The sequence below is a fragment of the Streptomyces sp. NPDC005752 genome (assembly GCF_040630715.1).
In the GTDB taxonomy this organism is placed as follows: Bacteria; Actinomycetota; Actinomycetes; order Streptomycetales; family Streptomycetaceae; genus Streptomyces.
On record NZ_JBEXYB010000062.1, the window covers coordinates 17943 to 28809 of the forward strand.

General features: G+C 69.8%; 1 protein-coding gene. It reads left to right on the forward strand.

Annotated elements, in window-relative coordinates:
* Positions 1–19: 19 nt before the first annotated feature.
* The coding region (locus ABZ441_RS32325; protein ID WP_358980762.1) for a type I polyketide synthase at positions 20–10867 on the forward strand (10848 nt) is incomplete at its 3' end.

Genomic DNA, 10867 nt, shown 5'->3' on the forward strand with positions numbered 1-10867 from the left:
GCGAAGTGTGGAGTTCATGATGGCTAGTTCGGGTGACAAGGTTCTCGAAGCGCTGCGCGCGTCCCTCAAAGAGGTCGACCGGTTGCGGAGGGAGAACACCCAGCTCACCGGCGCGGCCAGGGAGCCGATCGCGATCATCGGGATGAGCTGCCGGTACCCGGGTGGGGTGGCGAGTCCCGAAGACCTGTGGCGGCTGGTCGCCTCGGGTACCGACGCGGTGGGTGCCTTCCCGACCGACCGTGGCTGGGACCTCGACGGGCTCTACCAGGCGGGCGGCGCCAACGCGACGACCTTCGAGGGCGGCTTCGTCGACGGCGTCACCGACTTCGACGCCTCGTTCTTCGGGATCTCCCCCCGCGAGGCGCTGTCCATGGACCCGCAGCAGCGCCTCCTGCTCGAGGAGTCGTGGAAGGCGCTGGAGCGGGCCGGGATCGCTCCGACCTCACTCCACTCCACCCAGACCGGTGTCTTCGTCGGCGCACAGAGTTCCGGCTACGAGACCAGCCTGCGCCAGTCCGACGACAACGTCGACGGCTATTACGTCACCGGCACCGCCGGCAGCGTCGTGTCCGGCCGCATCGCCTACTCGCTCGGCCTGGAGGGGCCCGCGGTGACGGTCGACACCGCGTGCTCGTCCTCGCTCGTGGCACTTCACCTCGCAGTCCAGGCGTTGCGTCAGCGCGAGTGCTCCCTCGCGCTGGCAGCCGGCGTGACCGTCATGAACAACCCCGGCGCGTTCGCCGAGTTCAGTCAGCAGGGCGGTCTCGCAGGTGACGGTCGCTGCAAGTCCTTCGCTGCGGCTGCCGACGGGACCGGCTGGGCCGAGGGCGTGGGCGTGCTCCTCGTGGAGCGGCTGTCCGACGCGGTACGCAACGGGCACAACGTGCTCGCGGTCGTACGGGGCTCCGCGGTGAACCAGGACGGTGCGAGCAACGGACTGACCGCCCCCCACGGCCCGTCGCAGCGACGCGTCATTCGCGCGGCTCTGGCCAACGCGGCGCTCTCGCCCTCCCAGATCGACGCCGTCGAGGCCCATGGCACCGGCACGGTGCTCGGCGACCCCATCGAGGCCCAGGCCGTGGTGGAGACGTACGGCCAGGACCGGCCTCAGGACCGCCCGCTGCTGCTGGGCTCGATGAAGTCCAACTTCGGCCACGCCCAGGCCGCTTCGGGCGTAGCCGGTGTGATCAAGATGGTCATGGCGCTCCGCCACGGCTCGCTCCCGCAGACCCTGCACGTGGACGAGCCGACGCCGCACGTCGACTGGTCGGCGGGGTCGGTACAGCTACTCACCGAGCCGGTGGAGTGGCCGGAGACCGGTCAGCCGCGGCGGGCGGGCGTGTCCTCGTTCGGTGTGAGTGGTACCAACGCGCACATCATCGTCGAGCAGGCACCGGTCGGGGACGGTGCCGACGGCACCGACGAGACCGAGCCCGGCTGGGCCCCGCCGGTCGTCCCGTGGCTCGTCTCGTCTGCCGGTGCCCAGGCACTGCAGGCACAGGCTCAGACTCTGCTGGCGCACATGGAGACCACCGGTGCCCCCTCCTCGGGGGCGCTCGACATCGGCTACTCCCTTGCCGTCGGCCGCGCCGCGCTCGAGCACCGGGCCGTGGTGCTCGAGGCCGGGCGCGAGGACCTCCTGGAAGGCGTACGGGAGCTGGCTTCAACCGGTTCCGGGGCGAGGGTGGTACGCGGTTCGACCGTGCCCGGTGGTCTCGCGGTGTTGTTCTCGGGTCAGGGTGCGCAGCGGTCGGGTATGGGCCGTGAGCTGTACGGGGCGTACCCGGTGTTCGCCGAGGCCTTTGATGCCGTGTGTGCGGAACTGGACCGGCACGTGGACCGTTCGGTGCGGGATGTGGTGTTCGAGGGTGGTGAGCTGCTGGATCAGACGCAGTACACGCAGGCGGGTCTGTTCGCGCTCGAAGTCGCCCTGTTCCGTCTGGTGTCGGCCTGGGGTGTGAAGCCGGACTACCTGCTGGGGCACTCGATCGGTGAACTGTCCGCCGCGCACGTGGCGGGGGTGCTCTCACTCGAGGACGCGGCGAAGCTGGTCGCGGCGCGTGGTCGTCTCATGCAGGCGTTGCCGACCGGTGGGGCGATGGTGTCGCTCCAGGCGTCGGAGGACGAGGTCCTGCCACTGCTGACCGGTGGTGTCGACATCGCCGCCCTCAACGGGCCTTCGTCGACTGTCATTTCGGGGGACGAGGACGCCGTCCTGGCGATCTCCGCGCACTTCGAGGCGGAAGGTCGCAAGACGAAGCGGCTCCGTGTCAGTCACGCGTTCCACTCGCCCCGCATGGACGCGATGCTGGAGGACTTCCGCACGGTCGCGGAAGGCCTGACCTTCCATGCGCCCGCAATCGCCATCGTCTCCAACGTGACCGGGGCGATCGTCCCCTCGCGCGAGATCCGCACCCCCGAGTACTGGGTGCGGCACGTCCGGCAGGCCGTCCGCTTCCTCGACGGCGTACGCACCCTGCAGGAGCAGGGCGTGACGGCGTTCCTGGAGCTGGGCCCGGACGGGGTCCTGTCGGCCATGGGGCAGGACTGCCTCACCGCTGACGCGGAGAGCCGTGTGTTCGTACCGGCTCTGCGCAAGGGGCGGGCCGAGGTGTCGGCCTGTGTCACGGCACTGGCCGAGCTCCACGTGCGCGGACAGAACGTGGACTGGACGCGGTACTTCGCCGGTACGGGGGCGCGCCGGGTGGAGCTGCCCACCTATGCCTTCCAGCGTGAACGCTACTGGCCGCACGTCCCCATGAAGCTGGACAGCGGGACCGCCGTGGTGGGCCACACCCCCGAGGAGGCGCAGTTCTGGGACGCCGTCGAGCGTGAGGACCTCGCCTCACTCGTCGATGCGATACGACCCGAGGACTCCGACGCGCTGGCCGGCGCACTGCCCGCGCTCTCCGCCTGGCGCCGCCAGAGCCGTGTCAACTCCACTGCGAGCGAATGGCGTTACGGCATCACCTGGAAGCCCGCCACTCTCCCGGCGGCTGCCCAGCTGTCGGGCGACTGGCTGGTCGTCGTTCCCTCCGGACACATGGAGAGTGTGCTCGTCACCCGTACGGTCGAGGCACTGACCGCACACGGCGCCAGGGTGATCCCGATCGAGGCCGATACCGCTGCTGCCGACCGCGGTTCCCTCGCCCAGGCACTGGACGACGCCCTCGCGCAGGACGCGCAGTTGGCCGGTGTGCTTTCGCTGTTGGCTCTGGACGAGCAGTTGTCTCCCGCTCACCCGGTCGTCACCGCCGGCATGACGGGAACGCTGGCACTCGTCCAGGCGCTCGGCGACACGGGAATCGACGCCCCGCTGTGGCTGGTGACCCGTGGTGCCGTGTCCGTCGGTCGCTCCGACCCGCTGGCCAGCGCCGTCCAGGCCTCGCTGTGGGGTCTTGGGCGGGTCGTCGGACTGGAGTGCGCCCACCGCTGGGGCGGGCTCATGGACCTCCCGGAGACACTGGACGACCGCGCGGCGGCCCGGCTGATCGGCCTCCTCGCCGACGGCAGCGAGGACCAGGTGGCGGTGCGCTCCTCCGGAGCTTTCGTCCGCCGCCTCGTCCGGGACACACGCGCCGACCTCGTCGGGCCGGTCTGGACACCGCAAGGCACCGCGCTGATCACCGGGGGAACCGGTGCGCTGGGCGGTCACGTGGCACGATGGCTCGCCCGCAACGGTGCCGAGCACCTCGTCCTCACGAGCCGCCGCGGCCCGGACGCCCCCGGCGCGGCCGAACTCGTCGCCGAGCTGGAAGAGCTCGGCACCAAGGCCACCGTGGTCGCCTGCGACGTTTCCGACCGCACGGCCGTGGCCGCGCTGATCGAAGCCTGCGACGCCGCGGCGGCCGACTACCCGGGCGCTGCGCTCAGGACAGTCGTGCACGCGGCAGGCGTCGCCACCGCGACCCTGCTGTCCGAAGCCACCGCCGACACGCTCGCAGAGGAGGTCTCCGCGAAGGTCGCCGGTGCCGTGCACCTGGACGAACTCCTCGAAGGTCATGACCTCGACGCCTTCGTCGTCTTCTCGTCCGTAGCCGGAGTCTGGGGCAGTGGCGGCCAGAGCGGTTACGCGACCGCCAACGCCCACCTCGACGCGCTGGCTCAGCGACGCAGGGCGCGCGGCGTCCCTGCGACCGCGGTCGCGTGGGGTGCTTGGTCGGGTGGCGGCATGGCCGACGGCGAAGAGGGCGAGCAGCTCCTCCGCCTGGGCATCCGGACCATGGCCCCCGAGCCGGCGATCGCGGCTCTGCAGCAGGCACTCGACCGGGACGACACTCTGGTGACCGTCGCGGACATGGACTGGGCACGGTTCGTACCGGTGTTCACCGCAGCCCGCAGCCGCCCGCTGATCAGCGAGCTGGCCGAAGTGCGCAAGGCACTCGCCTCGTCCGCACCCGATGTCACAGGCTCTGCGGATGACGACTCGCCCCTGTGGAAGCGGCTCGAGGCGCTGGCCCCTGCCGAGCGTACCGATGCGCTGACCGACCTGGTGCGGTCCTTGGCCGCGGGCGTACTGGGACACGCGTCGTCCGACGGGGTCGAGCCCGATCGTGCGTTCCGCGAGCTGGGATTCGACTCCCTGACCGCCGTCGAACTGCGCAACGCACTCGTCGCCGAGACCCGGCTGCAGTTGCCGACCACCATGGTCTTCGACCATCCGACGCCGACCGTACTGGCACGTTTCCTCGCGGCGGAACTCTCCGCACAGTACGAACTGCCCGTCCTGTCCGGTACGCAGTCGAGGCTGTCGGCCACCGAGTTCCACGCGCCGGCGAAGGACGACGACCTCATCGCCATCGTCGGCATGAGCTGCCGATACCCGGGAGAGGTGGCGAATCCGGATGAACTCTGGCAGCTCCTCGTCACCGGCACCGACGGCATCTCGGAATTCCCGACCGGCCGGGGCTGGGACCTGGAGGGCATCTACGATCCCGACCCGGCGCACCCCGGCACGACGTACACGCGGCATGGAGGGTTCCTTCACGACGCGGGTGAGTTCGACACCGCCTTCTTCGGGATCTCGCCGCGTGAGGCGCTGGCGATGGATCCCCAGCAGCGGTTGCTCCTTGAGGCGTCGTGGGAGCTCTTCGAGGGCGCGGGAATCGATCCCACCTCGGTGCGCGGTGAACAGATCGGCGTCTTCGCCGGTGCCTCCTCCTCCGGTTACGGCGTCGGCATGGCGCAGGGCTCCGAAGGCGGCGAGGGACACCTCCTCACGGGTACCGCGACGAGCGTGGTGTCCGGCCGCATCGCCTACATGCTCGGCCTGGAAGGCCCCGCCGTCACGGTCGACACCGCCTGCTCCTCCTCACTGGTGGCCCTCCACCTCGCGGCCCAGGCGCTCCGCCAGGGCGAATGCACCATGGCGCTCGCCGGTGGAGTCGCGCTTCTCGCCAGCCCGACAGCGTTCGTGGAGTTCTCCCGACAGCGCGGCCTGTCCGCGGACGGCCGCTGCAAGCCCTTCGCGGAGGGAGCGGACGGCACCGGATGGGCTGAGGGCGTCGGCCTGCTGCTCGTGGAGCGGCTGTCGGACGCGCGGCGTAACGGCCATGAGGTCCTGGCAGTGGTGCGCGGGTCGGCCATCAACCAGGACGGTGCGTCGAACGGCCTGACCGCACCGAACGGCCCCGCGCAGCAGCGTGTCATCCGGCAGGCTCTGACCAGCTCCGGTCTCTCGGCCGCCCAGATCGACGCCGTCGAGGCGCACGGCACCGGTACCCGGCTCGGTGACCCGATCGAAGCGCAGGCCCTGCTCGCCACCTACGGTCAGGAGCGCCGGTCCGAGGCACTGCCCCTGTGGCTCGGGTCGATCAAGTCGAACATCGGCCACGCGGCGGCAGCGGCCGGTGTCGGCGGTGTCGTCAAGATGGTGATGGCGATGCGGCACGGTGTGCTGCCGCAGACCCTGCACGTCGACGCGCCGTCATCGCGCGTGGACTGGTCGGCGGGTGCGGTGGAGCTGCTGACGGAGTCGGTGGCGTGGCCGGAGACGGGTGAGCCGCGGCGAGCGGGTGTGTCGTCCTTCGGTATCAGCGGGACCAACGCGCACATCATCCTTGAGCAGGCTCCTGAGACGGAGACGGTTGACGCGACTGGTGCCTCGTCGTTGCCGGTGGTGCCGTGGGTGGTGTCGGCGAAGACCTCCGAGGCGCTTGCCGCCCAGGTGGAGCGGGTGTCGACGTTCGCAGCGGATCGGAATTCGGTGGATGTCGGGTTCTCGCTGGCGACGACGCGTGCGGTGATGAATCACCGTGCCGTGGTCATCGGGGACCGGACGGTCACGGGTGCGGTGACGTCGGGCCGGACCGGTGTGCTGTTCTCGGGTCAGGGTGCGCAGCGCTCGGGTATGGGCCGTGAGTTGTACGGGGCGTATCCGGTGTTCGCGGATGCGTTCGATGCGGTGTGTGCGGAGCTTGACCGTCATCTGGACCGTTCGGTGCGGGATGTGGTGTTCGAGGGTGGTGAGCTGCTGGATCAGACGCAGTTCACGCAGGCGGGTCTGTTCGCGCTTGAAGTGGCGTTGTTCCGTCTGGTGTCGGCGTGGGGTGTGAAGCCGGACTATCTGCTGGGGCACTCCATCGGTGAGCTGTCGGCCGCGCATGTGGCGGGGGTGCTCTCACTCGAGGACGCGGCGAAGCTGGTCGCGGCCCGGGGTCGTCTGATGCAGGATCTGCCGGCGGGTGGGGCGATGGTGTCGCTCCAGGCGTCGGAGGACGAAGTCCTGCCGCTGCTGACCGACGGTGTCTCGATCGCCGCCCTCAACGGGCCTTCCGCCACCGTGATTTCCGGTGACGAGGACGCTGTCCTCGCGATCGCCGCGCACTTCGCGGAGCAGAGCCGCAAGACCAAGCGTCTGCGTGTCAGTCATGCGTTCCACTCGCCCCGTATGGACGCGATGCTGGAGGAGTTCCGCACCGTCGCGGAGGGTCTGACCTTCCACCCGCCCGGCATCGGCATCGTCTCCAACGTGTCCGGGCTGGTCGTCGCGGGCGACGAGATGTGCTCGGCGGACTACTGGGTGCGTCACGTCCGGGAGGCGGTGCGCTTCGTCGACGGGATGCGGGCGCTCCAGGGCCAGGGCGTGACCAGGTATCTGGAGTTGGGTCCGGTCGGTGTGTTGTCCGCGATGGGTCAGGACTGCGTCGGGGACGCGGCGTTCGTACCTGCCCTGCGTAGGGACCGTGACGAGGCGACGACGCTGGTCACGGCGCTGGCCGATCTGTACGTGCGTGGTTCGGCCGTGGACTGGGCGGCGTACTTCGCCGGTACCGGTGCCCGGCGTATCGACCTTCCCACCTACGCCTTTCAGCGTGAGCACTTCTGGTTGGAGTCTGTTACGGCGGGTGTGGTTGATGGGGTTGGTCTGGGTGCGCGTGCGGTTGATCATCCGCTGTTGAGTGCGGAGGTGTCGCTTGCTGAGGGTGATGGGTTGGTGTTGACGGGGCGGCTGTCGCTTCAGTCGCACGGGTGGCTTGTGGATCATGTGGTGTTGGGTTCGGTGTTGTTGCCGGGTACGGCTTTTGTGGAGTTGGTGTTGTATGCGGGGGAGCGGGTGGGTTGTGGGTATCTGGAGGAGTTGACGCTGCAGGCGCCGTTGGTGATGCCTGGGCGTGGTGGGGTGTCGTTGCAGTTGTCGGTGGGTGGGCCCTCGGTGGAGGGGCGTCGGGTGGTGAGTGTGCATTCGCGGTCGGCTGATGATGCCGATGGTGAGTGGGTGCGTCACGCGACGGGTGTGCTGTCGGCGGTGGGTTCTGAGACGGGTGAATCGCTGCGGGAGTGGCCGCCGCGGGGCGCCGTCGGGCTGGACGTGACGGGGTTCTACGAGGAGCTGCGCGGGCTGGGATATGGGTACGGGCCGGTCTTTCAGGGGCTGCGTGCTGTGTGGCGGCGCGGCGAAGAGGTGTTTGCCGAAGTTGCGTTGCCGGAGGCGATTTCCGGGGACGGGTTCGGCGTGCATCCGGCCCTGTTGGACTCGGCCCTGCACGCGATGGGGCTGGCCGGTGGACGGGGTGAGGACGGTGGAGGGACAGGTCTGCCGTTCGCGTGGTCCGGGGTTTCTCTTCATGCTGTGGGTGCTTCGGTTCTGAGGGTGCGGATCGCGCCGGCTGGTTCCGGGGTGTCGTTGGTGCTGGCTGATGTGGCCGGTGAGCCGGTGGCGTCGGTGGATTCGTTGGTGCTGCGGCCTGTTTCGGCTGAGCAGGTTCAGTCTTCCGCTGTGCCGCGTGATGCGTTGTTCGAGGTGGACTGGGTCGAGCACGCGCGTGGTGGGGAGGGTGTGGCGTCCGTCGTCCGGGTGGTGACGGGCCTGGACGCGCTGGAAGCGTTGGAAGCGGTGCCGGGTGTGGTGGCGGTGTCGTTCGCGGAGGCCGGTTCGGGGTCTGCGGGCGTGGTGTCCCGTGCGCATGAGGTGACGGTCCGGGCGTTGGAGTTGGTGCAGGGGTGGTTGGCGGACGAGCGGTTCGCCGATGCGGGTCTGGTGGTGGTGACTTCGGGTGCGGTGTTCTGCGAGTCGCCGGATCCGGCGCAGGCTGCTGTGTGGGGTCTGGTGCGGACGGCGCAGTCGGAGAATCCGGGTCGGTTCGTGCTGGTCGATGTCGAGGGGGCTGATGAGTCGGTTCTGTCGGCTGCGGTGGCTTCGGGTGAGCCGCAGGTGGCGGTGCGTGGTGGCGCGGTGTTCGTGCCGAGGCTGGTGCGTGCGGCGGTCGGTTCGAGTACGGCTGCAGGGCTGGACGGGTCGGGCACGGTGTTGGTGACGGGTGCCAGTGGTGCGCTGGGTGGGTTGGTGGCGCGTCATCTGGTGGTGGAGCGTGGGGTTCGGCATCTGTTGCTGGTGAGCCGCAGGGGTGGGGATGCCCCGGGGGCGGCAGGTCTCGTCGCGGAGCTGGAGGAGCTCGGTGCGCGGGCTCGTTTCGTCGCGTGTGATGTGGCGGATCGTGCCGCGCTGGCTGTGGTGCTGGATGGTGTCGCTCCCGAACATCCGTTGATGGGTGTGGTGCATACGGCGGGTGTGCTGGATGACGGTGTGGTGTCGTCGTTGACGCCGGAGCGGCTTGCTGCGGTGTTGCGGCCGAAGGTCGATGCGGCCTGGCACCTGCACGAGTTGACGTGTGGCATGGATCTGTCGATGTTCACGTTGTTCTCGTCGGCGGCGGCGACTTTGGGGTCGTCGGGTCAGGCGAACTATGCGGCGGCGAATGCGTTCCTCGACGCTCTGGCTGTGGTGCGGCGGGCGGAAGGGCTTGCGGGTCTGTCGCTGGGCTGGGGGCCGTGGGCCGAGGGCGGGATGCTCGGGCGCCTCGACGCCACCGACCTCCAACGCATGGCCCGTGCCGGCCTGCCCGCACTCACGGCCGAACAGGGTGTCGCCCTCTTCGACGCTGCCGAGACGACCGGGCGGGCAGCGGTCCTTCCGCTGCGGCTCGATCTTCCGGTCCTCCGTCAGGGCGCCGCCTCCAACGGTGTGGCGCCCCTGATGCGCGGGCTCGTGCGCGTATCGGCACGCCGCGTTGCACAGTCCGGGACGGCCGATTCGGCTCTCGCCGACCGGCTGCGTGGGCTGGACCAGGCAGAACGTCTCCGTCTGGTGCTGGACCTCGTCCGGCGCGAAGTCGCACTCGTGCTCGGGCATGCGTCCGGGGACTCCGTCACCTCCGGACAGGCCTTCAAGGAGCTGGGCTTCGACTCCCTCACCGCAGTCGAGCTCCGCAACCGTCTTAACGAGGTGACCGGCCTCCGCCTGCCCGCCACGCTGGTATTCGACTACCCCACTCCTGAATCGCTCGCCGAGTACATCCGCGACGAGGTCGTGGGTACGCAGGGCGAACTGAGCCGGTACGGCGTGGCTGTGGCGGATGCTCTGGACGACGACCCCATTGCGATCGTCGGCATGAGCTGCCGCTACCCGGGCGGAGTCCTCAGCCCTGAGGATCTGTGGCAGCTGACGATCAGTGGGGGCGACGGCGTCGCACCGTTCCCCACCGACCGGGGCTGGGACCTCAACGGGGTGTACGACCCCGACCCCGAGAACCGCGCCGCCTCGTACACCGCGGAAGGCGGCTTCCTGTACGACGCGGGGAAGTTCGACCCGGCGTTCTTCGGCATCTCCCCGCACGAGGCGCTGGCCATGGATCCCCAGCAGCGGCTGCTGCTCGAGGCCACCTGGGAGGCGTTCGAGCGCGCGGGAATCGACCCGGCCGCACTGCGCGGGAGCCGGACCGGTGTGTACGCCGGAATGATGTACCACGACTACGCATCGCAGACCGCCTCCGTGCCGGAGGGCGTCGACGGGTTCCTCGGCATCGGCACCTCGGGGAGTGTCCTGTCGGGCCGGGTGGCGTACACGTTCGGCCTCGAGGGGCCGACGATGACCATCGACACGGCGTGCTCGTCATCTCTGGTCGCCCTGCACCTCGCCGCTCAGGCCCTGCGCAAGGGCGAGTGCACCATGGCGCTGGCCGGCGGTGTGACGGTGATGTCCACCCCGGGTGCATTCATCGAGTTCAGCCGTCAGGGTGGCCTTGCTTCGGACGGACGGTGCAAGTCGTTCTCCGCCGGCGCGGACGGGACCGGCTGGTCGGAGGGCGTGGGCATGCTGCTGGTGGAGCGGCTGTCCGACGCCCGACGCAACGGCCACCCGGTGCTCGCTCTCGTGCGCGGGTCAGCGGTGAACCAGGACGGTGCGTCGAACGGTCTGACGGCGCCGAACGGTCCGTCCCAACAGCGGGTGATCCGGCAGGCCCTGGCCGCCTCCGGCCTGTCGGCCGCCCAGGTCGACGCGGTGGAGGCGCACGGTACGGGTACGACGCTGGGTGATCCGATCGAGGCGCAGGCGTTGTTGGCGACGTACGGGCAGGGGCGTCCGGAG